Here is a 22905-nt window from a genome sequence, read left to right as displayed (position 1 = left end):
CTCCTTAATTGTCGTTCGTGGCCAGCCAGCGCTCGGAGTCGAGAGACGCCGAGCAGCCGGTGCCGGCCGCGGTGATGGCCTGCCGGTAGATGTGGTCGACCACGTCACCCGCGGCGAAGACGCCGTCGATGTTGGTCTCCGTGGTGGGTGCGGACACCTTGACGTAGCCGTCGTCGTCGAGGTCGATCTGCCCCTTGACCAGCTCGGTGCGCGGGTCGTGGCCGATCGCTATGAACAGCGCGTCAGTGGCCAGCTCGGATTCCTCGCCGGTCTTGAGGTTGCGCAGCTTGACGGCCTCGACCCGGTCGGCGCCGAGGACGTCGGTGACCTCGCTGTCCCAGACGAAGCGGATCTTGTCGTTCGCGAACGCCCGATCCTGCATGATCTTGCTGGCCCGCAGCTCGCCGCGGCGGTGCACGACGGTGACCATGCGGCCGAAACGGGTCAGGAACGTGGCCTCTTCCATCGCGGTGTCGCCGCCGCCGACGACCACGATGTCCTTGTTGCGGAAGAAGAAGCCGTCACACGTGGCACACCAGGAGACACCGCGACCGGACAGCCGCTTCTCGTTGGGCAGGCCGAGCTCGCGGTAGCCGGAGCCCATGGCCAGGATGACCGACTTGGCGTAGTAGGTCTCGCTGTGGGTCTTGATCACCTTGGGATTGGCCGCCAGGTCCACTTCGAGTACGTCGTCCGCGACCAGCTCGGCACCGAACCGCTCAGCCTGCTTGCGCAGGTTGTCCATCAGGTCGGGGCCCATGATGCCGTCGGGGAACCCGGGGAAGTTCTCGACGTCGGTGGTGTTCATCAGCGCACCGCCCGCCGTGACCGACCCCTCGAAGACCAGCGGCTTGAGCTCGGCACGCGCGGAGTAAACGGCCGCCGTGTATCCAGCGGGGCCGGATCCAATAATGATCACGTTACGCACGTCGCTCAACGCTCTCACGCCTTCCTCGTCTGCTTTTGCCTGTCGCCACAACAGATCCTGGGCCGCCGTGATTCCCGGGGTTGCTCTCAACGTACGCCCATAACGTCAGAGCCCGCCGAAGCGGGCTCTGACGTGGGAATCAAGTTACCAGCGGCTCATCAAGCTACCAACTGCCCACCGTGGGCTTGCGTAGGTTCTTGCAGTTGAACGGGTCGACGATGTCGATGCGGAGCGTCTTGGCCGACTTGTTCTTCCAGGAGGTCATGATGACGGCCTCCTGCCCGTTGTACTGGCCCTGGTCGACCGCGAAGACCTTGAGCTTCGTACGGTTGGCCACCCGGTTGACGCACTTGTCGACCGCGTCGACGTCAGAGGAGCCGCCACCCACTATGGGAGCAGGCCCGAAAAAGTTTTCGAGTGGCTGCTTCAACTCCTGGTCGCTGTAGTTGTGCCCACTGTCGGTCAGCGCGTACGCCTTGGCGCGTAGTTCCGACGTGGTCGGGGCCGGCGCGTCAGTGGTCACTCCCTGCTGCCCGGCGACGACGGTGCCGCCACCCGAGAACAGGTTGGTCGAGATAACCGCGGTGCCCACCACAGCCGCAGCGGCGGCAGCGGCGACCGCGGGCATCGCCCACCGGCGTCGTCGTGCGGCCTTGCGCCCGGCCGGGACGATGGTGCCGTCGTCGGAGACCACTCCGAGGCGCACCGGCTCCGGCTGCTGAGGGTCGTTTCCCGGCACCCAAGGAGAGTCTCGCATGAGCTCATCCCAGTTGGGTGCTTCCGCGAGGCCGACACCCCCTCGCCCGGATCCCGCTTCGGCGGCCAGCGCCTTGTCGATGCGCAGGGCCACCCCCATCGGCATGGCCGGAGTCGGAGTCGCCGCGAGCACCTCGCGAACCGCTGCCAGGTCAGCCAGTAGCTCCCCGCAGGGGTCGCATACCGCGAGATGCTCGCGGACCTGGCGGGCCGTGCCAGCGTCTAGGAGACCCTCGGCCAACTCGGCCAGGATTTCCAGATCGTAGTGCGTATCACCCGTCACGAAGTTCTGCTCCCTTCGCGGATGAGACGCGACTGAGGTCCGATCGGTTCCGCAGATGCGAAAGAATTGGGGCAAGTTTCGCGCGCCCCCGCGCGCACCGGCTCTTCACCGTCCCGCTGGGCACTTCGAGCACCTGAGCTGCGTCTTCGACCGAATAGCCCATCATGTCGACGAGCACCAGCGCGGCCCGCTGGTCTGTGGGAAGCATTTTCAGAGCGGCCGAAACCTCCATCGAAACCTCACGCTCACCCGTCTGATCGGGCATCGGCGTGTCACGCTCGGCGGCCTCGATGAGCTCGTCATCGGCCACCGGTCTGACAGATTTACGGCGCATCCGGTCAAGGCAGGCGTTGACCACGATCCGGTGCAGCCACGTGGTGACCGCAGCCTCGCCGCGGAACGTGCCCGCCTTCCGGTAGGCCGATACGAAAGCGTCCTGCACGGCGTCGGCCGCCTCGTCGGGATCGCCCAGCGTGCGCAGGGCCACGGCCCACATGCGGTCACGGTGTCTTTTGACGATCTCGCTGAAGGCGTGAGGATCCCCATTGATGTGCGCGGTCAGCAGCTCGGCGTCGGTGACGGCGGGCCGCTCCGCGGATGAAGGTGTATCGGGTGGGGAGTTCACAAGAGGGATTCCTGGGTTATGCCGATCCGGGAGAATGCACCACTACTTCATAGATGGTGCCATGAAACTTGCCCGCATCTGCCGGAAGCCGGGTAAACCAGATCAAAACGTACCGACCACTTGCGGCTTGATCAGGCTTCAAGGTGATCTTCCCGGCCCCGTTTTTCTCCTTGGCGACGGTCTTCAGCGAGCCCAGCTCGGGCGCGTCGCCGACCTTCAGCTCGACGCTCGCACCGGACGCTTCGGCCAGCGTAGCCACCACGTCGCCGATCTGCATGGACTTGCCCATGTCGAGCAGCAGACCCACGCCGTCCTTGAGATTGCCCAGGTCGGCGCTGTTGTAGTTTTCCGTCTTCCAGAACGTGCTGGGCTTGCCGTCGATGGTGAGCGGCGCCATCTCGTTCTTCTCGTCCCGGTCGGCGAGCGGGTCGAAGCCTGTCGCCTTCTCCGGCTTCACGACGACCATCGGCTGCGCGGACGCGGAGGCCGAGGCGGTCGGGGAGGTCTCCGCCTGCGGGGTGTTCGGACTGCCCAGGCTGCGGCCGATCGTCCAGGCGCCGACGCCGACCGCGGCGATGACGAGCAGCACCACGACGGTCATCAGCACCCGGTTGAGCGTGCTGCCGCCGCCCTGCGCGCGGGACGGCATGGGTCGGGGCTGCGGGGGCAGCGGCGGGCGCCGCTCGGTCTCGATGCCTTCGGAGTGCGAGGCCGACTGCACCGCCGGCGTCGGGGAATAGGCGATCGGGATGGGCATGGGCCGGGCCACGTTGGCGAGCGCGTCGGCGATCTCGGACGGGCTGGTCAGCGGGGCGTTGCCCTTGCGGGACTCGGGCAGGCAGGCCCTGATGGTGACCGCGTCGAGGTATCCGGGCACTCCGGCCGTGACCTGGCGGGGCGAGCAGAAGTGCCCGTCGATCATCGGCGCCGTCGGCAGGCCGGTCTCCTCCTCGTCGCCCGGCCAGTGGCCGGACAGCCCCGCATAGAGCAGGCGGCCCAGCCCTTCGGCGTCGTCGAGGGCGGGCTGGTCGGTGGTGAGGCCGGACAGCGCCGCGTCGACCGCGACGCCGAGCACCTTGACCGTGTTGCCGGTCGTCCACACCAGGTGCTCGGGGCGCAGGCACAGGTGGTAGAGGTCGGACTCGTGGGCGTGGGTCAGCGCCTCGGCGGCCTCGGCGACCAGGCCGGCGGCTCGCTCCGGCTCCAGCGGGCCAGCCGCGAGCAGGTCGGACAGGTTGTCGCCGGTCACCCACTCACTGACCACGTACGAATGGTCGTCGTGCTCGGCCGCGTCGAACACCTGGGTCAGACGCGGATCGGTGAGCCTGCTGGCGGCGCGGGCGGCGGTGACCACTTCGTGGACACGGGGAAAGTCAGGGGAGAAGGTGTGGACCGCGACGGGTCGCGCGAGGATCTCGTCGATCGCCTTCCACAGAGTGGCTCCATCGGACTCGCTCACCCTGTCCTCAAGCCGGAAGCGTTCGGCGAGACGGGTGCCGGGTTCGACCGACGACGTGCTCACTGACTCACTCCGCTCGGCCGCTCGGGGGTGCACATGACTCGACTCACCTGCGTGGGGGTGTACCACGTAGGCACGCTATGCCGGGTGGATCCGCCCACGCCCCTCCTGCTTCCATTCGCGCGTGTCGGCACCATGCTAGTGCCGCGCCGGTTCCACCCGCGTTCTTTACCGGCCTACCCGCCCGGCAACCATCCCAACGATCGAGTTGACCTCCGGGATGCGCATGCGATGGGCGACGCCCAGGTACAGCAGCATGCCCAGCCCGCCGCCCACGGCCAGCGCGATCAGCGAGTTGAGGAAGGTGAGACCGCCGAACACGTCCTGAACCGCCCAGACGCAGACCAGCGCCAGCACCGCGGTGGGCAGCGCCGACAGGTACATCCTGGTCAGAGCCATTCCGATCTTCCAGCCACCCAGTCCCCTGACGCGACGAGCAGCGAGAATCCAGGCCCCGCCCGCGCCGATCGTATAGGCGACGGCATAGGCGAAGGCCAATCCCATCACCGCGTAGCGAGCCGGCAGCAGGACGTTGAACAGTACCATCAGCAGCGCGTTGACCGCGGTCGTCGCCGCGCCGACGTACACGGGCGTCCGGGTGTCGCCGAAGCTGTAGAAGACCCGCAGCAGCAACTGGAAGATCGAGAACGGCACCAGCGCCAGGCCGTAGACCTGCAGCACGTTGCCGATGTAGACCGCCGCGTCCGCCGAGGTGACGCCATGGGCGTACAGCGGCACGGTGATCGCCGGGCCGAGCACCATCAGCAGCAGCGACACCGGGACCATCACCGAGCTGATGAGCCGCACGCTCGATCCGAACTCGGAGCGGACCTCGTCGAGTCGCCCGTCTTCCACCGCCCGGCTCATCCTGGGCAGCATGGCCGTGATCACCGAGACGCCGATGACGCCGTAGGGCAGCTGGAAGAGCTGGAAGGCCAGCGTGTACGGGCTGATGCCGTGACCTTGCACCGCGTCGCCCGCCGCGCTGGACAGGTTGGTGGTCAGCATGAAGCCGAGCTGAGTGACCACCACGTAGCCGATGGTCCAGATTCCCGCCCGGCCCATCTCGCCCAGCCGCGCGTTGCGCACGTCGAAGCGCGCCACGAAGGAGAACCCGATCCGCTTGAGCGCGACGATCAGCACGGCGGCCTGCGCCACGATGCCCGCCGTGGTGCCCAGGCCGAGCAGCGCGATCTGGCCGTTGGTGACCAGGCCGATGTCGCCGCCGGTCTTGCCGGCCACCACGATGTAGAGCACCAGCACGCAGATGACCACGAGGTTGTTGACCACCGGCGCCCACATGGGGGCCGCGTAGCGGTCACGCGTGTTGAGAATGGCCCCGGCGACCGCGCCGACGCCGAAGAAGGCCAGCTGCGGCAGGATGAACCTGGCCAGCAGCACCGTGACCTCGAACTTGCGGCTGCCGGGCTCCCAGTCGGTGGTGTAGAGGTCGATGAGCAGCGGGGCCGCCAGCACGGCCAGCACGGCGACGACCATCAGCGCGACCGTGGCCAGCGTCATGAGCCGCTGCTCGTACGCCCGGCCGCCGTCGTAGTCGCGCTGCTGCGCCTTGACGATCATCGGCACCACGACGCTGCTGAGCACGCCGAGCAGCAGCAGGTCGAGAATGCTGTACGGGATGGCGTACGCGGCGTTGTAGGCGTCGCCCATGGCGAAGGTGCCGATCGCGGAGGCGAGCACCATCGTCCGCACGAATCCCGTGACCCTGGACACCATCGTGCCCGCCGCCATGATGGCGCTGGCCCGCAATATGCGGCTCATACGGTCTCACTTTCCCGGCTCTTGGCGGCCTTTGCGAGGCGTCGCTGTGATCGGCGCCGTAGCAGCCGTGTGACGACGGCGGCGAGCATAACCGCCAGCGCCGCCCCGACGATCACCAGGGCGATCCCTGTGTAGCCGGTGGTGCGGATCGTCAGCTTGACGGGCTTGCCGTACTTCAGGCCGTTCCTGGTCATGAGCTGGACGCTCACCGTGGCGTCACCGCTGGTCGTCGCGTTCATCGGCACCTGGACGCCGCCGTTGTTGTCATCGGGGATCGTCAGCAGCTTCTTCGCCGGCGTGTCGTCGATCTGGAGGAGCCCGGGGTTGTTGCTCTTCACGTCGATGTAGAGGGCGATCGTGTCACCGGTCGCGTTCTTCACGCTGATGGGCACCTGGCCGTTGCTCCCGGCCAGCGTGCGCGGCCGATCGGGGTCGGCGCCGGTGATGGAGATCTTGTCCATCTGGGTCTGGATGGCCTCGTCGACCAGCTTGGTGGCCGAGCGGCCCGCGCGCGTGCTGTTGCGCCAGGAGGCGGAGGTCAGCCTGAGCACCGCGGCGTCGAAGTCGGAGTGCTGCTTGGGCTCCGCGGCGATCAGGGCGGTGAGCTGCGCCTGCGCGGCGACGTCCTTGATCGGGCCGAGGTATTTGGCGCTGAGCTCGTCCTTGCGGTCCTGGTCGGAGTAGGTGAGCGCGGCCCTGGGCGTGGACGTCTTGCTCGGCTTGATCGAGCTGAGCGGGGTCAACTCCAGCCACGGCAGCCGGTTCGCGGTCTTGAGCAGGGTGTTGACCAGCGCCGGGCTCGGGTCCCAGCGCCGCGAGGGCGCGATGACCAGCGACCTGGGCTTCGTCTGACCGGGCTCGGCGGCGATCATCGCGGTCTCGGCGATGAAGTGCTGCTTGTTCAGCACGACCGAGCTCGGCGCGGTGGAATCAGGCTCGAACGTGCGGGTCAGCTCTGCGTCGGCGACCAGCGCGGTGACCGGCCCCTGGACGCTGTCGAGCGTGCCGGCGGCGTCGGGCGTGAACGTGACCGGCGGCTGCGGCGGCAGGTTCGTGGAGTTGAGCAGCACCCGGTCGACCTTGGCGACGGAGAGCAGGTCGAGCGCGTCGGGATCGAGCACGCCCCCGACCGGCCAGTTCGTGGTCAGCGGCACGTCGCGCTTGAGCAACTCCCTGGCGACCTGGCCGCCCATCTCGATCGCCTTGCCGGTCTGGCCGTCCAGGCCCTGGTGGGCAAGCGCGGCGACGTCGGGATCGCCGTACGGCGTGGCCACGACCGGGGAGTCGGCCAGCGCGGTGCGCAGCGAGTCGAGCCACTTCGTGGCGTTGGGATCGGCGGCCTGGTTCTTGCCCTTGAGCCGGTGCGGCTTGGACAGGGCCTGCACGTCGTCGAGGAGCGCGGGGTCGAAGAACCAGGTGACGCTCTTGTGCGCGGTCGAGGCGATGCCCGCCAGCTGGGCGAGTCGGCCTTTACCGGTCAGCTCCGCGCCCAGCTTGTCGTCGACGAAGTTGTCGTTCTCGGCCCGATGCGCCTGGTCGATGATGGGCAGGGCGATGGCCAGCCGGTTGCGCGGCAGTTTCTGCGGTGTCGTCGGCGCGTACGTCAGGTAGGTGCGCTGCGAGGAGATCGGCACATTGAACCGGGCCACGTCGACGGCTATGGGATAGACGCCGAACGACGTAAGCCCGAGCTGCACGGGCGTCGCCAGGATCTCGAAGGCCTTGGAGGCTCCCGCGTCCAACGCCGGGATGTCCATGAAGGACACGCGCTGAGAGACGATCGGCGGCAGGGTCGCCGGGTTCTGGTCGGACTGGTAGGCGGACATGGTGGCCCGGTCGGGGAACTTCTGCGCCGAATAACGCAGCTGAACCCGCAGGTTGGTCATCGCTTCGCCCATGTCGTTGCGGACCGTGCCGGTGATCTTGATCGGCGTGGTCAGGCTCGTCGGCGCGTCCGGCGTGATGGACGTGATCGAGATCGCCATCGTCTGCCTGCTCGCCTTCGCGGCGGTTGTGCCCGGCGTCTTCACGGCAGCCGTACTCGGCGTCGTCGCGACCGTGGGCGCGAGCAACGCGACGGAGAGAACGGCGAGGAGCGTGGCCTTACGGATCACGCGTCCGCCCGAGCTGGAGTACGACGCACGCCCGCAATGGTACGGGTTCAGTGCCGCAGCGCGACCGCCTGGCGGCTTCCTCTGGGTCGTGGGACACGCAGGTTCACCGTCTTGCCACGCAGGAGTGTCAGCAGGTCAAGGGCGCGCATGGTGAGGGCCGTGTGGCGCTCGCCAGTGGCCGTGAAGATCGCATCGGCATCGGCGCGGAGCCGGTCGTCCACTACCATGGCCAGGTCATCGGGCAGCAGGAACGGGCTGACGAGCCCGGCCGCGTAGTCGGTGGCGGAGTTGACCAGGAAAGCCGGGGCGAGGCGCACTTTCCGTACACCGAGCGCGCCGCCCACGGCCCCGGGCTGCGGCGGATCGGAGACGGCGGAGACGACGGCGACGACGACCTCGCGGCCGATTCTCGTGGCGACCTCGAACACCGTGACCGCCACGCACCGCTCGGGCGCGGCGGAGACCGCATAAGGCAACTCGTCCACGCAAGTCATGGGGCGCGGAAGGCGTACGATCTCATGATGGACCTGGTGTGCGAGGAGCCAGCGGTGGATCGCGAGGGCGTCCTTCATAGAAGACCTCCTGGCCTGGTTCCATGGCCCCCGACGGTCCCCTGACCGACGGTAACCCCGACTGGATGTGGCTCGGGGGATATGTTCCGGAATTAAAGGACCTACCCAGCTTGTCCGACTCAAATCTGACCGAAAGCCAGCAGCGGGCCATGACCGACCTGTTCCGCAAGATCGCTCCGGTGGCCGACGAGCTCGGCCGGTTGTTCGCCGCGAAGGGACACGAGCTGGCCCTCGTCGGCGGCCCGGTGCGCGACCTCCTGCTCGGCCGCGTGGGCAACGATCTCGACCTGACCACCGACGCCCGCCCCGAACGGGTGCTCGAGCTGGTCAGGGACTGGGCCGACTCGGTCTGGACGATCGGCATCGACTTCGGCACGGTCGGCGTGCGCAAGGGCGGCTCGCTGCTGGAGATCACCACCTACCGCAGCGAGTCGTACGACCCCAAGTCCCGCAAGCCCGACGTCATGTACGGCGAGACGCTGGAGGCCGACCTGGAGCGGCGCGACTTCGCGGTCAACGCGATGGCCGTGCGGCTGCCGGGGCACGAGTTCGTCGACCCCTACGGCGGCCTGACCGACCTGGCGGCCAAGCTGCTGCGCACGCCGGGCACGCCGGAGCAGTCCTTCGACGATGACCCGCTGCGCATGCTGCGCGCGGCCAGGTTCGCCTCGCAGCTCGGGTTCACGGTCGACGCCAAGGCGATCGAGGCGATGACCGACATGGCCGAGCGCATCGAGATCGTCTCGGCCGAACGCATCCGCGACGAGCTCGACAAGCTGATCTGCGGCACCTACCCGCGCGAGGGCCTGCGCCTGCTGGTCGAGACCGGGCTGGCCGCGCACGTGCTGCCCGAGCTGCCCAAGCTCCGTCTGGAGATCGACGAGCACCACCGGCACAAGGACGTCTACGAGCACACGCTGACCGTCCTCGACCAGGCCATCGCCCAGGAGGACGACGGCAAGCCCGACCGGATCCTGCGCTGGGCCGCGCTCCTGCACGACATCGGCAAGCCCAAGACGCGGCGGCACGAGGCGGCCGGCCGGGTCTCCTTCCATCACCACGAGGTGGTGGGGGCGCAGATGACCAAGAAGCGCATGGCCGAGCTCAAGTTCCCCAAGGACGTGGTGGCCGACGTGTCGCGGCTGGTGGAGCTGCACCTGCGCTTCCACGGTTACGGCACGGGGGAGTGGACCGACAGCGCGGTGCGCCGCTACGTGCGCGACGCCGGTCCCCTGCTCGACCGGCTGCACATGCTGACCAGGGCCGACTGCACGACCCGCAACAAGCGCAAGGCGACCGCGCTGTCGCGTACGTACGACCAGTTGGAGGAGCGCATCGCCCGGCTCGCCGACGAGGAGGAGCTGGCCAAGATCCGCCCGGAGCTCGACGGCAACGAGATCCAGCGCATCCTCGGCGTCGGTCCCGGCCCGGTCGTCGGGCAGGCGTACAAGTTCCTGCTGGAGCTCCGGCTGGACAAGGGCATGGTCGGCAAGGAGACCGCCACCGAGGCGCTGCTGGAGTGGGCGCGGGAGACCGGCGCGGCGCCCGCTTGATCAGGCCGCGGGCCGCCTGATCAGCGGGAGGCCGCGGCGCGCGGCGTCGGGGTGATCATCCGGTAGATCAGGGCGCCTACCAGGTAACCGGCCGAGATGATCACCACAGCCGCGTACGACTTGCCGTCGCTGGGCAGGATCCCCGCCGACAGGGCCGCGGCCAGCACGTACATGCCGTTGAAGAGCATGTCGTAGATCGAGAAGGCGCGTCCCAGATAGGCGTCCTCCACGTCACGCTGGACCGTGACGTCGGCGCAGATCTTGACGCTCTGCCCGGCGACGCCGAGCACGAACCCGGCGACCGGCAGGCTCCACGGCTGGAACGGCGCGACCAGCACCGCCGTGAGCACGCCGGCCGCGGCCAGCGCGATCGACACCCACCGCTCGATCGTGAACCGCTCGGTGGCGTACGGCGTGATGATCACCGCGAGGAAGTAGCCGACACCCGAGGTGGCCACGACCAGGCTGATCCCGCGCAGCGCCACCTCGGAGTCGCCGCCGGAGAAGTAGTAGCGATAGAGGATGATGCCGAGCGCGGTCGCCATGCCGTACATGAACCGGTGTGTGGCCATCGCGCCCATCGTCGCGGCGGCCCTGCGATGGCTCACCAGGTGCCTGGCGCCGTCGACGAGGCCGACGAGCACGTTGCGCACGGCCTCGCGGGCCTGCGGACGGTCAGGGTCGAAGGAGGGGCCGAGCAGCGAGCGCTCCATGGTGCGGGCGATCAGCGCGCTGAGCCCGAAGACCGTGCCCGAGACGACCAGGAGCAGCGCCACGCCGAGGTCGCCGCTGCCGAAGGCCTCGCGCAGCAGGAATCCCACCCCGGCGCCGACGAACGTCATGACCGTACCCGAGGTGGGCGTGACCGCGTTGGCGGCCATCAGCCGCTCCTGCGGCACCACGTGCGGCAGCGACGCGCCGAGCGCGGCCAGGAAGAACCGGTTGACCGCGAGCACGCCGAGCGCGGCCCCGTAGAAGACCGGGTCGGGCACGCCGACGGCGACCAGCGCCGCCGCCACGAGCAGCAACGCGCCGCGCACGAGCGGCGCGACGACGAGGATCTGCCGCCGCGACCACCGGTCGATGAAGACGCCGACGAACGGCCCCAGGATGCTGTACGGCAGCAGCAGCACGGCAAGCCCGGCGGCGACCTGCAGAGCCGTGGTCTGCGACTCCGGGCTGAAGAAGGCGAATCCGGCCACGCCGAACTGGAAGATCCCGTCGGAGAACTGGGACACCAGCCGCGTACCGAACAGCCGTCGGAAGTCCCGGCCCTTCAGGACCACACGAAGATCGGCGACGAATGACACGCAGTCAGCCTACTTCCGCCCGATTCACAGGTTGGTACAGCAGGCATTCATTCGTATCCAGTGGCCATCATGATCACGTACGCTTCGTAGCGTGACGATGGAAGAACAGGTGGTGTTGGTCGACAGCGCGGGCAACGCGATCGGCACCGCACCCAAGACCTCGGTGCACGGCCAGGAAACCCCGCTCCACCTGGCGTTCTCCAGCTACGTGTTCGACCAGGACAGTCGCGTGCTGCTCACCCGGCGCGCCACGCACAAGCTCACCTGGCCGGGCGTGTGGACCAACAGCTGCTGCGGCCACCCGCTGCCCGGTGAGCCCCTGGACCACGCGGTCATCCGCCGGCTCTCCTACGAGCTCGGCCTGACGGTCGACCGGGCGGACCTCATGCTGCCGACGTTCACCTACCGCGCGGTCATGCCCAACGGCATCGTCGAGCACGAACTCTGCCCCGTTTACCGCGTGATGGTGGACACCTCGGCCACCCCCAACCCGGATGAGGTGGACGAAGTCCGATGGATGCCCTGGAAGGAGTTCGCGGACGGCGTCCTGAGCACCCTGCTGGCGATCAGCCCGTGGTGCCGCGAACAGGTGCCCCTGCTGAACGAGCTGGGCACCAATCCACTGGACTGGCGCCCGGCCCCACTGAAAGACCTGCCCCCGGCCGCCTTGCGAAGCGCCGCTCAACCGGCCAACGGACAGTGAGGCGCCGCACGGCGCCGCACCGGAGACCTATCTGTCCACCTCGCCGCGGATGAACTTCTCGACGTAGTCGCGTGCCTCGTCGTCGGAGTACTGGACCGGCGGCGACTTCATGAAGTATGAAGACGCGCTCAGGATCGGCCCCCCGATCCCACGGTCGAGCGCGATCTTGGCGGCCCGCACGGCGTCGATGATGATGCCCGCCGAGTTGGGCGAGTCCCACACCTCCAGCTTGTACTCCAGGCTGAGCGGCGTGTCGCCGAACGACCGGCCTTCCAGCCGCACGTAGGCGAACTTCCGGTCGTCGAGCCACGGCACGTGGTCCGACGGGCCGATGTGCACGTCGGCCCTGGCCATCTCGTGCGGGATCTGCGACGTGACCGACTGCGTCTTGGAGATCTTCTTCGACTGGAGGCGCTTACGCTCCAGCATGTTCATGAAGTCCATGTTGCCGCCGAAGTTGAGCTGGTACGTGCGCAGCAGCTCGACCCCGCGGTCCTCGAACAGCTTGGCCAGCACGCGGTGCGTGATGGTGGCGCCGACCTGCGACTTGATGTCGTCGCCGACGATCGGCACACCGGCCTCGGTGAACTTCTCCGCCCATTCCGGGTCGGAGGCGATGAACACCGGCAGCGCGTTGACGAAGGCCACCTTGGCGTCGAGCGCGCACTGGGCGTAGAAGCGGTCGGCCGCCTCGGAGCCCACCGGCAGGTAGGACACCAGGACGTCCACCTGGCTCTCGCGGAGCACCTGGACGACGTCGACCGGCGCCTCGTCGGACTCCTCGATGATCTCGCGGTAGTAGTCACCAAGGCCGTCGAAGGTATGGCCACGCTGGACGATGACCCCCGTGGGCGGCACGTCCATGATCTTGATCGTGTTGTTCTCGCTGGCCCCGATCGCCTCGGACAGGTCGCGGCCGACCTTCTTGGCGTCGACGTCGAACGCGGCGACGAACTCGACGTCGCCCACGTGGTAGTCGCCGAACTTCACGTGCATCAGGCCCGGCACCCGCATGTCCGGGTCAGCGTCCTTGTAATAGTGAACGCCCTGAACCAGCGACGACGCGCAGTTGCCAACACCGACAATGGCTACGCGAACCGAACCCATCGCACTCGCTCCCTTACTCATCAGTTGATCTCTCAGGGTTCTCCTCAGCGGAGCCCCGTCTTTCCGTCGCGATCAGCTCGTTCAGCCAGCGCACTTCGCGCTCGACCGATTCGAGACCGTGACGTTGCAGTTCGAGCGTGTAGCTGTCGAGGCGCTCCCTGGTGCGAGCCAGGGCGGTGCGCACGCTGTCGAGCCGTTCCTCCAGGCGGCTGCGGCGGCCTTCGAGGATCCGCAGCCTCACCTCCGCCTCCGTGTGCCGGAAGAACGCGAAGTGGACGCCGAAGCTCTCGTCCTCCCACGCGGACGGCCCCGCCTGTGTCAGCAGGTCCTGGAGCCGTTCCTTGCCCTCCGCGGTCAGCTTGTAGACGATCTTCGAACGGCCTCCGACGATCGTGGTGGGCGCCGGCTGCTCCTCCACGATGAAGCCCTGTTCCAACAGTGATCGCAGGCAGGGGTAGAGCGACCCGTAGGAGAACGCGCGGAACATGCCGAGCAAGGCGTTGAGCCGTTTGCGCAGCTCATAGCCGTGGAGCGGCGTCTCGTGCAGCGACCCGAGCACGGCCAGCTCCAGCACTCTGCCTTGTCCGCTGGCCACTGGAACCGCCCCCTCTCACGTCGATGTATCGAGCCGATACATCCCGATGATACGTCGCGCCGCTATATCGCCGCAATTAACGACTTTGCCAAGCCGTTGGGATGATTCAGTAAAACGCCGTAGTCTGGCGCTCATGTGGTCACAGCGAAGGGTGGTGGATTACGGCCGTGTGAAGCGAGCCGTGGTCGAACCCCAGCGCTCCGGGCGGACGCCTCCCGGAGCGGTCTGTGACGCACAGCCACACCTCCTTCGTGCGGCCCGCCACCTCGGCGAACCGACCGAACACCTCTGCCCGGGGTGCGAGAGGGAGAACGTCACCAACGAGACTTATATCTACGGGGATTCGCTCAAGAGTCAGTCCGGTGCGGCAAAGATCGCGTCGCGACCCGTCGAGATGGCTCATGATTACGACGAGTTCCGGGTGTACGTCGTCGAGGTCTGCCAAGGTTGTTCCTGGAACCACCTGACGGCGTCGTTCGTCCTCGGCAACGGACCGCCGGATCTCGTCGGGCGACCGTAGAAGACCGAGGACGGCGAGGCACCCCACGCCCATCCGCCGTGCTATCCGACGACGTTGTGAGGACGTGTGAGTAACAGCAGCAATGAGGGGACGGGCCGGCCGGGAAGGCGCCGTCGCTCCAACTCATCCCGTTCTATGCCCCAAGAGACCTCGCCGCAAACTGGCGAGGCGGGCTGGGGCGGACAGCCGCAGCGTCGTCCGGAAGCCGCGTACGAGCAGACCGGCGCGATGGCCGCCCAGCCATACCCCGGCCCACAGCAGCCGGGCCCACAGCAGCCGGCCCCGCGCGCCCCCGAGCCCCGTGAGCCGGGCCGGCGCCAGGCCGCACCACGCGAGCCGGGGCGACGCCGTGATGGCGCACCCCGTATGGGCGGCGACAACGACACCCGCGCCCGCAGCAACCAGGAGACCATGATCAGCGACGCGCCCAGGCGGGCGCGCGGTCGAGGTTCCGGCGGCCCTCAGGGGCCTGGCGGCCCCGGTGGTCCCGAGGGCCCGGAGCGGCCCGGGGACGAGCGGCCGAAGTGGCGCCGCTTCATCCCCAGCTGGAAGATCGTCATGGCCTCGATGACCGTCCTCGCGGCCGGCATCTTCGGCATGATCGCGGTGGTCTACGCCAACACCACGGTGCCCGACGACAGCGACACGCAGGCCGGGGCGGTCGCACAGGGCAGCGCCATCTACTACGCCGACGGCAAGACGCTCATCGCCAAGCTCGGCACACCCCGGAAGATCATCCGGTACGACCAGATGTCCGAAAAGCTCAGGGACGCCACGGTGGCCATCGAGAACGATACGTTCTACGAGGACTCCGGCATCTCCATCTCCGGTATGGCCCGCTCGCTGTGGATGACCGCGACGGGTCAGCAGTTGCAGGGCGCCTCGACGATCACCCAGCAGATGGCCCGCGGCTACTACGGCGGCCTCAGCTCGGAAGTGTCGATCAAGCGCAAGGTCAGCGAGATCTTCATCGCGGTCAAGCTCAACCAGACGAAGAAAAAAGAAGACATCCTGCAGACCTACCTCAACACCGTCAACTTCGGCCGGGCCTACGGCGTCGAGGCGGCGGCCGAGGCGTACTTCGGCAAGGGCAAGCACGCCTCGAACCTCACCCTGTCGCAGGCGGCCTACCTGGCCGCGCACATCCAGACGCCGAGCTGGGGTTCCGAGGACCCCGCGCTCAAATACCGCTGGAAGACCGTCCTGGACTACATGGCCAAGCAGTGGCCGGACAAGTACGCCGCGGAGGCGAAGACGGCGGAGTGGCCCAAGATCAGGAAGGCCAACACCGACAGTTCCATGGCGGGCATCAACGGCTACATGGTCGAGGCGGTGAAGCGGGAGCTCGCGGGACGGGGCATCACCGAGGACGCCATCGAGAGCAGCGGCTACAAGATCGTCACCACCTTCGACAAGAAGCTCATGACGGCTGCCCAGACCGCGGTGCGCGAGTCGACGAGGGGTATGTCGAAGGAGTTCCACACGAGTCTCGCCGCCGTGGACCCGAAGAACGGCCGCGTGGTGGCCTTCTACGGGGGCACCGACTATCTCAAGGACCCGTGGAACGAGCCCTTCGACTCCGCGAAGCAGGCCGCCTCCGCGTTCAAGCCCTACGTCCTGGCCGCCTGGCTGAAGGCCGGGAAATCGATCAACAGCTACGTGCCGGGCAACGTGACGGTGCCGAAGGAACTGCCTGGGCAGCAGCCCGGCGGATTCAAGAACAGCCACAGCGTGGGCGCCTCGATCGACGTGGTCAAGGCGACCGCGCAGTCCGTCAACACCGCCTACGTGTCGATGGCGTTCGCGCTGCCTGATCAGCTCAAAGACGTCGAGAACCTCGTCGAGGCGGCCGGGTTCAGCGAGAAGCGCATGGCGGATGACGTCAAGGCTCACGGCTACGGGTTCGCCATCGGCAGCGCACCGGTGACCGCCGTGGAGCAGGCGGCCGGATACTCGATCTTTGCCAACGCCGGCAAGTACACCAAATATCACGTGGTGAAAGAGATCAAGCTGAACGGGCAGGTCGCTTACCCCGAGCAGAAGACCGCCAAGAACATCATCAGCCCCGAGGCCGCCGCCGACGCGACGGTCGCCATGCAGGAGGTGCTGCGGAGCGGCACCGCGCGGGGCAAGGGCCTGGGCAACCGCCCGGCGGCGGGCAAGACCGGCACGAACAACGAGGAGAAGGAAGCCTGGTTCGTCGGTTACACCCCGCAGTATTCGACGGCGGTTGGTATGTACCGCGAGGTGTGCAAGACGAAGAAGGGCACGGTCGTCCAGCCCATCAACTCGAACTGCCCCATCACCCCGAAGGGCAAGCCTTCCAAGAGATACAACATCAACAAGCCCTACACCACGGCATATGAGACGACGCTGGGCTTCGAGGGTGCGGACACGCCCACGACGATCTGGCGCGCGTTCATGACCGCCGCACTCGAGAACAAGCCGGTCGAGCAGTTCCCCGACAGGTCCGACATCGGGCAGCCGGACAACATCGTGCCCAGTCCCACGCCCACGCCGAAGGTCACCGACGATCCGCTTGAGGAAGAGGACCCCAACGCCAACTGCGGCGTCGTCCCGCCGTGCACCGACGACCAGATCATCACGGTCGACCCCAACGAGAACGGCACGGAGCAGCAGGACGACGGCGGCGGCGGTTTCGACGGTCGGGGCAGCCAAGGGGCGAACCCGGTCGTGGTTCCCGGGCCGACGCCGACCAGACGCGAGGACTGGTGAAGTCGAGCACCGAGGTTCGCCCGCCGCTTGAGTCGCGGGCCGTGCCGTACCTTCCCCTGGGGCTGTTCGCGGCCCTGGGGGCCACGCTCGCCTACATCGTGCGGCTGCCGTGCCGCACGGGCGGGTGGAACGACCAGGTGTCCACGTACACCAACTTCTGCTACACCGACATCTACCCGCTCTACTTCGACCGGCAGCTGGCGACCCAGAACCCCTACTTCGCCGACGTGCCGTTCGACAAGCACGTCGAGTATCCGGTGGTCCTCGGTGAGGTCATGCAGGTGATCAGCTGGATCGCCCGCTGGCTGGAGCGCGACGTGGTCGCCCAGGCGGTCAGGTTCTACGACATCACCGTCGTCCTGCTCGGCATCTGCCTGGTGGCCGGCGTGCTGTTGATGGCGGCGGTGGCCGGGCCGACGAGGCGGTGGGACGCGCTCTGGTACGCGCTCGCCCCCTCGGTCATCCTGGCCGCCTACATCAACTGGGACCTGGTCGCCGGCGCGCTGTCGATGGGCATGCTGCTGGCCTGGGCCCGGCAGCGGCAGGTGCTGGCGGGCGTGCTGCTCGGCCTGGCGATCGCGACGAAGTTCTATCCGCTGATGTTCGTCGGCGCGCTCCTGCTGCTCACCATGCGTACCGGGCGCTGGCGGCCGTTCCTCGTCACGATGGCCGCGACCGGCGGGGCGTGGCTGGCGGTCAACCTGCCGTTCATGGTGCTGGCCTGGGACGGCTGGCGCCGGTTCTACGTCTTCTCCGAGGAACGCGGCGTCGACTGGGGCTCGCCCTGGCTGTTCTTCCAGAACAAGGGCTGGCCGATCCTGGGCGACACCGACGTCAGCAAGCTGGGCATGGTGTCGCTGGGCCTGCTGTGCCTGGGCATCGCGGTCCTCGTGCTGGCCGCGCCGCGCCGCCCCCGGCTGGCGCAGATCTGCTTCCTCGCGCTGGCCGCGTTCATGATGACGAACAAGGTCTGGTCGCCGCAGTTCGTCCTGTGGCTGGTGCCCTTCGCGGTGCTGGCCAGGCCCAACTGGAAGCCGATCGGGCTCTGGCAGGTCGCCGAGGTCTGGTATTTCTGCGCGATCTGGCTCTACCTGCTCTCCCAGTCTCCGGTCAGCCGCGCCGATCTGGGCATCGGCGACAACACCTATTTCACCGCCGTCTGGGGTCGGATCATCGCCATCGCCATCATGATGGCGTTCGTGGTGCGTGACATCCTGCGTCCGGACAAGGACGTCGTACGGCAGGCAGGCATCGACGACCAGGCCGGTGGGGTCTTCAACGACGCGCCGGACCGGTTCACCCTGCGCTCCGCCTAGCCGTGATCACCCGCTCGGTTGATCGCGACGCGGCGTTGCTCTGGCTCTCCTCGCGGGCCGGGCTGCTGGTGGCGACGTTGTTCGGCGTAGCGCTGCAGGACTACTTGGGCACGTGGAGGAAGTGGGACGCCGGGCTGTTCATCACGATCGCCGAGCACGGCTACGACGGCGAGCCCGGTAAACCGCCCGACGCCGGGCTGCCCGCCTTCTTCCCCGGCATGCCGCTGGTGATGCGCGTGGTCCACCTGGTGGTGCCGGACTGGACGGCCTGCGGGTTGATCGTCTCGCTGGTCGCCGGGTTGGTGGCCATGATGGCGCTGGCCAGGCTGACCGAGCTGGAGGGCGGCTCGGGGTGGGCCGCCGTGGCCGGGCTGCTGCTGTTCCCGATGGCCGTCTTCCTGGCCGCCGGCTACAGCGAGGCGTTGTTCCTGGCGTTCGCGATCCCCGCCTGGCTGGCCGCCCGGCAGCGCCGCTGGCCGCTCGCCGTCGCCCTGGCGGCGGGCGCCTCCTGCGTACGCATCACCGGGCTGTTCCTGGCGGTCGCGTTGATCGTGGAGTTCGTCACCGGCAGGCAGCCCGTGCGGCAGGCGCCGTGGCTGCTGGTCCCCTTCCTGCCCCTGGTGGCGTACTCGTTCTTTCACTACAGCCGCTCGGGCGACTGGCTCGCCTGGAAGCACGCCCAGGAGGCCGGCTGGGGGCGGCAGATGGTGTGGCCGTGGGAGTCGTGGATCACGACGTGGCGCTCGGCCATGGGCACGGGCGACTTCGCCGTCGCCTTCCGCATGGAGCTGGCCGGCGCGGTGGTGGCCGTGGTCGTGCTGGTCTGGCTGCTGGTGATGCGCAGGTGGAGCGAGCTGGTCTACACGGGTTTACAGGCGGGTGCGCTCATGACCTCGGCTTACTACCTGTCGATCCCGCGCTCGCTGCTGCTGTGGTTTCCCCTGTGGGTGGCGTTCGGCCGGCTGGTGGCCAGGCATCAGTGGGTGATGGTGGTGTACGCCCTGGTGTCGGGGCCGCTCATGCTGCTCGACGCGGTCCGCTTCCTGAGCGGTGCCTGGGCAGGGTGACCTCTCTACCCACTCTCGGGACTTGGTAATCCAGGGAAGTTATCCACAGGCTGTGTGTATTCGCTAGAGATTCTTCCTCAGGAACGCGATGTCGTCGGCCTGTCCCTCGCCGGGCGTCTCCACGACGATGGGCGCCTGGGCCGCGCGGCAGACCGCCAGGATGAGCTCGGGGTCGATCTTCCCGTTGCCCAGGTTGGCGTGCCGGTCGGCACCGGAGTCGAACTCGTCGCGCGAGTCGTTGCAGTGCACCAGGTCGATCCGGCCGGTGATCGCCTTGACCCGGTCGACCAGGTCGAGCAGCTCCTCGCCGCCCGCGTGCGCGTGGCAGGTGTCGAGGCAGAAGCCCACGTCGAAGCCGTCGAGCGCGTCCCAGAGCCGGGCGATGCGGTCGAGCTTGCGGGCCATTGCGTTGTCGCCGCCCGCGGTGTTCTCGATCAGCACCGGGATCGGGCACTCCATGCGCTCGAACACCTTGCGCCAGTTGTCGAACCCGATCTGCGGGTCGTCGTTCTTGTTCAGATGGCCGCCGTGCACGATCAGGCCCTTGGCGCCGAGCCCGGCGGCCGCCTCCAGATGCTGGGCGAGCAGCTTGCGGCTCGGAATCCTGATGCGGTTGTTGGTGGTGGCCACGTTGATCAGGTAGGGGGCGTGGATGTAGATGTCGACGCCCTCGACCGGCTCGGCGGGCAGCACGGGCTTCTTGTAGCCCTGTGGATCGCCCAGGAAGAACTGCACCACCTCGGCGCCGATCGCGGCGGCTGTGGCGGCGGGGTCGTCCTGACCTACGTGAGCTCCGATGCGCACCATGTCACGAGCCTATCCGTTTGGAGAAGGAGGCTCAGGGAAGTCGCCAGACGCCCCCTACGCGAGGAGAACGACATGACGCGCTGGCGCTGGCGCTCACTGATCTTCTTAATTTATGTGCTGATAGGCATCTACGTGGCCTGGGTCTACCACTACATCACCCCGGGCATCCTGAGGGACATCGCCGAGGCGCTGCTCGCGGTCTTCCTCTGGTTCCTGGTGCTGCTCGGCGTGGATCTGCATATCGGCAAGTGATCCAAGGCGCACGGTCCCGGCCCGGCCGGGACCGTTCGTCATGGCAGGGGCCGGTTAAGGGAGGAATCCGCCGTGGGCGATGCCGAGCGCGACCCCGACGAACGACGCCACCAGCCCCATGATGTTGAGCGAGCGCTGCGGCGTGGTGACGGAGACGTACTGGGAGTAGAGCCCCATCCCAAACCCGAGTGTGCCGAACCACGACGAGATCGGGTGCGCGGTGACGAAGAACGTCGAGACGAAGGCCACCAAACCGCAGAGGAAGGTGGCGATGGCCAGGATGTTCTCGGTCGGGTGCGGGACCCCGTCAGTGTTGAGTGTGAGTCTGAACCGCTGGCTCTCCGGAGGTTGAAGGATGTGCGGCACTGGTGTCACCCCCATGGTGTTCCTACAGGTCCTTCCCATCCGCGCGCGGCTGGTAACCTGGTCAAGCTGCGTTGTGATGGGTGATCCATCAGCCCGAGCCGCCGAAAGGGGCGTCCGGGTCCTGACGTCAGCGTCCTCCTGTCACGGCAGAGTGTCGTGACCGCAAGAGTCCAGAGGAGGTTGGAGTCCCGCATGCGTCGTTACGAAGTAATGGTCATTCTGGACCCTTCGCTCGATGAGCGCACTGTGGCGCCGTCCCTCGACCAGTTCCTCACCGTGGTCCGCAATGACGGCGGCACCGTGGAGAAGGTCGACGTCTGGGGCCGTCGTCGTCTCGCCTACGACATCGACAAGAAGTCGGAAGGCATCTACGCCGTCATCGACCTGTCCGCGGAGCCCGCGACGGTCAAGGAGCTCGACCGGCAGATGAACCTCAACGAGGGCATCCTGCGCACCAAGGTTCTCCGCCCCGACGTGCACTAAGCAGCCGTTGCCCGGCTTTTTGTCGGGCGGCAGCCGTACTCTGAGCCGTAACCCAAAGCGAAGGCGTGCAGGAAGGCGAGCGCTAGCCATGGCAGCAGGCGACACCGTAATCACCATCGTCGGCAACCTTGTCGACGACCCGGAGCTGCGCTTCACCCCCACGGGTCAAGCCGTGGCTCGATTCCGCATCGCGTCCACTCCGCGGTTCATGGACCGTCAGACCAACGAGTGGAAGGACGGCGAAAGCCTCTTTCTGACCTGCAACGTGTGGCGACAGGCGGCGGAGAACGCCGCCGAGAGCCTGCAGCGCGGCATGCGGGTCATCGTGCAGGGGCGGCTCAAGCAGCGGTCTTACGAGACCAAGGAAGGCGAGAAGCGCACGGTCTACGAGGTCGAGGTCGACGAGGTCGGCCCGTCTCTGCGCAACGCCACCGCCAAGGTCAACCGCACCACCCGTCAGGGTGGCGGCGGGGGCGGCGGCTTCGGTGGCGGCCCCGCTGACGACCCGTGGGCCTCCGCGTCGCCCGCTCCGCCCCAGGGCGGGGGCGGCGGCTTCGGCGGCGGCGGTGGTGGCGGTGGCTACCAGGGCGGCGGCCAGCAAGGCGGCGGCTCCGGCGGCTTCGGCGGCGGCAGCAACGACTTCAGCGACGAACCGCCTTTCTAACACCTGAAGAATCCGCGAAGCGCATTCTTCAGGTGCGGAAGTACGTAAGGCCCGTAGGGCCTTTCGAAGATTGTAAGGAAGACCGCAAGGTCTTTGCCCGAGTCCATTCCCGCTTGACGGCGGGGCTCTGAAAGGAGCACCACGATGGCAAAGCCGGCACTGCGCAAGCCCAAGAAGAAGGTTTGCCTGTTCTGCCACGACAAGATCTCCTACGTCGACTACAAGGACACGGCGCTGCTGCGGAAGTTCATCTCCGACCGCGGCAAGATCCGTGCCCGCCGGGTGACGGGCAACTGCACCCAGCACCAGCGTGACGTGGCGACCGCGATCAAGAACGCCCGTGAGGTGGCACTGCTGCCCTACACGAGCACCGCGCGCTAGGGAGGACTGTCGATATGAAGCTCATCCTCACCAACGAGGTCTCCGGCCTCGGCACCCCTGGCGACGTCGTCGAGGTCAAGGACGGCTACGGCCGTAACTTCCTCATCCCGCGCGGCTACGCGATGCGCTGGACGCGTGGCGCCGAGAAGCAGATCGAGTCCATCAAGAAGGCTCGTGACGCTCGCGAGATCCGCGACCAGGGCACGGCCAAGGAGGTCGCCGGCCAGCTCGGCGCCCTGCGCGTCCGCCTGGTCACCCGCGCGGGCGACTCCGGCCGCCTGTTCGGGTCGATCACCACGGGTGACATCGCCGAGGCCGTCAAGGCCGCCGGTGGTCCCATCCTCGACCGCCGCCGCATCGAGATCGTCAACCCGATCAAGAGCGTCGGCTCGCACAAGGTCAGCGTCAAGCTGCACCCCGAGGTCTCGGCGTCGGTCGACGTCGAGGTCGTCGCCGGCTGACGACT

The 22905-nt window shown here is 67.7% G+C and carries 23 protein-coding genes; 11 read left to right on the top strand and 12 right to left on the bottom strand.

Annotation, left to right across the window (positions count from 1 at the left end):
• Positions 1-4 precede the first annotated feature (4 nt).
• From trxB to KME78_RS41965, 7 genes are all read right to left on the bottom strand, one after another.
• The gene (gene trxB / locus KME78_RS41995) at positions 5-937 is read right to left on the bottom strand and encodes a thioredoxin-disulfide reductase (protein WP_219535108.1); all 933 of its coding nucleotides are present in this window, start codon (positions 935-937) and stop codon (positions 5-7) included.
• A 154-nt stretch (positions 938-1091) separates the two neighbouring features.
• A complete protein-coding gene (locus KME78_RS41990) occupies positions 1092-1967 on the bottom strand; it encodes an anti-sigma factor family protein (protein WP_219535087.1) in 876 nt (291 codons plus the stop codon).
• Positions 1957-2592, bottom strand: a complete 636-nt coding sequence (sigM, locus tag KME78_RS41985; RefSeq protein WP_219535086.1) for an RNA polymerase sigma factor SigM — start codon at positions 2590-2592, stop codon at positions 1957-1959. The genes KME78_RS41990 and sigM overlap by 11 nt, the downstream gene beginning before the upstream one ends.
• Before the next feature lie 16 nt (positions 2593-2608).
• Positions 2609-4114: a protein kinase family protein gene (locus KME78_RS41980; protein ID WP_219535085.1), complete on the bottom strand. Its 1506-nt coding sequence runs from the start codon at positions 4112-4114 to the stop codon at positions 2609-2611.
• Between the two features lie 165 nt (positions 4115-4279).
• Positions 4280-5893 carry a murein biosynthesis integral membrane protein MurJ gene (murJ, locus tag KME78_RS41975; RefSeq protein ID WP_219535084.1) on the bottom strand — a complete coding sequence of 538 codons (1614 nt, stop codon included), beginning with the start codon at positions 5891-5893 and terminating at the stop codon, positions 4280-4282.
• Positions 5890-8007 (bottom strand): DUF6049 family protein, encoded by a 2118-nt coding sequence (locus KME78_RS41970; RefSeq protein WP_219535083.1) that lies wholly within the window; start codon positions 8005-8007, stop codon positions 5890-5892. The genes murJ and KME78_RS41970 overlap by 4 nt, the downstream gene beginning before the upstream one ends.
• A 47-nt stretch (positions 8008-8054) precedes the next feature.
• The gene (locus KME78_RS41965) at positions 8055-8501 is read right to left on the bottom strand and encodes an aminoacyl-tRNA deacylase (protein WP_246653132.1); all 447 of its coding nucleotides are present in this window, start codon (positions 8499-8501) and stop codon (positions 8055-8057) included.
• Positions 8502-8728: 227 nt separating this feature from the next.
• On the opposite strand from KME78_RS41965, the gene KME78_RS41960 reads away from it, so the two are divergent.
• On the top strand, positions 8729-10132 hold the full coding sequence (locus KME78_RS41960; RefSeq protein WP_219535107.1) for a CCA tRNA nucleotidyltransferase: 1404 nt from the start codon (positions 8729-8731) through the stop codon (positions 10130-10132).
• Between the two features lie 20 nt (positions 10133-10152).
• On the opposite strand, the gene KME78_RS41955 is transcribed toward KME78_RS41960, so the two are convergent.
• Complete coding sequence (locus tag KME78_RS41955) at positions 10153-11442, bottom strand: MFS transporter (protein ID WP_219535081.1); 1290 nt, start codon at positions 11440-11442, stop codon at positions 10153-10155.
• A gap of 97 nt (positions 11443-11539) precedes the next feature.
• On the opposite strand from KME78_RS41955, the gene idi reads away from it, so the two are divergent.
• Positions 11540-12145 (top strand): isopentenyl-diphosphate Delta-isomerase, encoded by a 606-nt coding sequence (idi, locus tag KME78_RS41950; RefSeq protein WP_219535106.1) that lies wholly within the window; start codon positions 11540-11542, stop codon positions 12143-12145.
• A 27-nt stretch (positions 12146-12172) separates the two neighbouring features.
• Here idi and KME78_RS41945 read toward each other — a convergent pair whose 3' ends face one another.
• Positions 12173-13252 carry an inositol-3-phosphate synthase gene (locus tag KME78_RS41945; protein ID WP_219535080.1) on the bottom strand — a complete coding sequence of 360 codons (1080 nt, stop codon included), beginning with the start codon at positions 13250-13252 and terminating at the stop codon, positions 12173-12175.
• A 13-nt stretch (positions 13253-13265) separates the two neighbouring features.
• Complete coding sequence (locus KME78_RS41940; protein ID WP_219535079.1) at positions 13266-13847, bottom strand: PadR family transcriptional regulator; 582 nt, start codon at positions 13845-13847, stop codon at positions 13266-13268.
• 133 nt (positions 13848-13980) lie between these two features.
• Here KME78_RS41940 and KME78_RS41935 point away from each other — a divergent pair, with 133 nt between their 5' ends.
• From KME78_RS41935 to KME78_RS41920, 4 genes are all read left to right on the top strand, one after another.
• Positions 13981-14367, top strand: a complete 387-nt coding sequence (locus KME78_RS41935; RefSeq protein ID WP_219535078.1) for a DUF5318 family protein — start codon at positions 13981-13983, stop codon at positions 14365-14367.
• Between the two features lie 366 nt (positions 14368-14733).
• Complete coding sequence (locus KME78_RS41930) at positions 14734-17103, top strand: transglycosylase domain-containing protein (RefSeq protein WP_219535077.1); 2370 nt, start codon at positions 14734-14736, stop codon at positions 17101-17103.
• Entirely contained in the window at positions 17100-18419 is a 1320-nt protein-coding gene (locus KME78_RS41925) for a glycosyltransferase family 87 protein (RefSeq protein WP_219535076.1), read from the top strand. Before KME78_RS41930 ends, KME78_RS41925 begins: the two co-directional genes overlap by 4 nt.
• 2 nt (positions 18420-18421) lie before the next feature.
• Entirely contained in the window at positions 18422-19486 is a 1065-nt protein-coding gene (locus tag KME78_RS41920; RefSeq protein WP_219535075.1) for a mannosyltransferase family protein, read from the top strand.
• Positions 19487-19549: 63 nt separating this feature from the next.
• On the opposite strand, the gene KME78_RS41915 is transcribed toward KME78_RS41920, so the two are convergent.
• Positions 19550-20293 carry a deoxyribonuclease IV gene (locus tag KME78_RS41915; RefSeq protein ID WP_219535074.1) on the bottom strand — a complete coding sequence of 248 codons (744 nt, stop codon included), beginning with the start codon at positions 20291-20293 and terminating at the stop codon, positions 19550-19552.
• Positions 20294-20365: 72 nt separating this feature from the next.
• Here KME78_RS41915 and KME78_RS41910 point away from each other — a divergent pair, with 72 nt between their 5' ends.
• Positions 20366-20545 carry a hypothetical protein gene (locus tag KME78_RS41910; protein WP_219535073.1) on the top strand — a complete coding sequence of 60 codons (180 nt, stop codon included), beginning with the start codon at positions 20366-20368 and terminating at the stop codon, positions 20543-20545.
• Between the two features lie 54 nt (positions 20546-20599).
• Here KME78_RS41910 and KME78_RS41905 read toward each other — a convergent pair whose 3' ends face one another.
• Positions 20600-20926, bottom strand: a complete 327-nt coding sequence (locus tag KME78_RS41905; protein ID WP_246653078.1) for a hypothetical protein — start codon at positions 20924-20926, stop codon at positions 20600-20602.
• A gap of 177 nt (positions 20927-21103) precedes the next feature.
• On the opposite strand from KME78_RS41905, the gene rpsF reads away from it, so the two are divergent.
• The 4 genes from rpsF to rplI all read left to right on the top strand — a co-directional run bounded on the left by rpsF (position 21104) and on the right by rplI (position 22900).
• Positions 21104-21394 carry a 30S ribosomal protein S6 gene (gene rpsF, locus KME78_RS41900; RefSeq protein WP_026214314.1) on the top strand — a complete coding sequence of 97 codons (291 nt, stop codon included), beginning with the start codon at positions 21104-21106 and terminating at the stop codon, positions 21392-21394.
• 88 nt (positions 21395-21482) lie between these two features.
• Entirely contained in the window at positions 21483-22058 is a 576-nt protein-coding gene (locus KME78_RS41895) for a single-stranded DNA-binding protein (protein ID WP_219535072.1), read from the top strand.
• A 144-nt stretch (positions 22059-22202) separates the two neighbouring features.
• Positions 22203-22439 (top strand): 30S ribosomal protein S18, encoded by a 237-nt coding sequence (rpsR, locus tag KME78_RS41890; RefSeq protein WP_020543048.1) that lies wholly within the window; start codon positions 22203-22205, stop codon positions 22437-22439.
• Between the two features lie 14 nt (positions 22440-22453).
• The gene (rplI, locus tag KME78_RS41885; protein WP_219535071.1) at positions 22454-22900 is read left to right on the top strand and encodes a 50S ribosomal protein L9; all 447 of its coding nucleotides are present in this window, start codon (positions 22454-22456) and stop codon (positions 22898-22900) included.
• Positions 22901-22905 lie beyond the last annotated feature (5 nt).

Source organism: Nonomuraea guangzhouensis, from assembly GCF_019396345.1.
GTDB lineage: Bacteria > Actinomycetota > Actinomycetes > Streptosporangiales > Streptosporangiaceae > Nonomuraea > Nonomuraea guangzhouensis.
The sequence above is the reverse complement of the archived record's forward strand: the minus strand, read 5'-3'. Positions and strand labels throughout refer to the sequence as shown.

Coding starts and splice junctions, on each gene's coding strand:
- murJ (WP_219535084.1), bottom strand. CDS start 5,893: ATGAGCCGCATATTGCGGGCCAGCGCCATCATGGCGGCGGGCACGATG.
- KME78_RS41965 (WP_246653132.1), bottom strand. CDS start 8,501: ATGACTTGCGTGGACGAGTTGCCTTATGCGGTCTCCGCCGCGCCCGAG.
- KME78_RS41960 (WP_219535107.1), top strand. CDS start 8,729: ATGACCGACCTGTTCCGCAAGATCGCTCCGGTGGCCGACGAGCTCGGC.
- idi (WP_219535106.1), top strand. CDS start 11,540: ATGGAAGAACAGGTGGTGTTGGTCGACAGCGCGGGCAACGCGATCGGC.
- KME78_RS41945 (WP_219535080.1), bottom strand. CDS start 13,252: ATGGGTTCGGTTCGCGTAGCCATTGTCGGTGTTGGCAACTGCGCGTCG.
- KME78_RS41935 (WP_219535078.1), top strand. CDS start 13,981: ATGTGGTCACAGCGAAGGGTGGTGGATTACGGCCGTGTGAAGCGAGCC.
- KME78_RS41930 (WP_219535077.1), top strand. CDS start 14,734: ATGGGCGGCGACAACGACACCCGCGCCCGCAGCAACCAGGAGACCATG.
- KME78_RS41915 (WP_219535074.1), bottom strand. CDS start 20,293: ATGGTGCGCATCGGAGCTCACGTAGGTCAGGACGACCCCGCCGCCACA.
- KME78_RS41910 (WP_219535073.1), top strand. CDS start 20,366: ATGACGCGCTGGCGCTGGCGCTCACTGATCTTCTTAATTTATGTGCTG.
- KME78_RS41905 (WP_246653078.1), bottom strand. CDS start 20,926: ATGGGGGTGACACCAGTGCCGCACATCCTTCAACCTCCGGAGAGCCAG.
- rpsF (WP_026214314.1), top strand. CDS start 21,104: ATGCGTCGTTACGAAGTAATGGTCATTCTGGACCCTTCGCTCGATGAG.
- KME78_RS41895 (WP_219535072.1), top strand. CDS start 21,483: ATGGCAGCAGGCGACACCGTAATCACCATCGTCGGCAACCTTGTCGAC.
- rpsR (WP_020543048.1), top strand. CDS start 22,203: ATGGCAAAGCCGGCACTGCGCAAGCCCAAGAAGAAGGTTTGCCTGTTC.
- rplI (WP_219535071.1), top strand. CDS start 22,454: ATGAAGCTCATCCTCACCAACGAGGTCTCCGGCCTCGGCACCCCTGGC.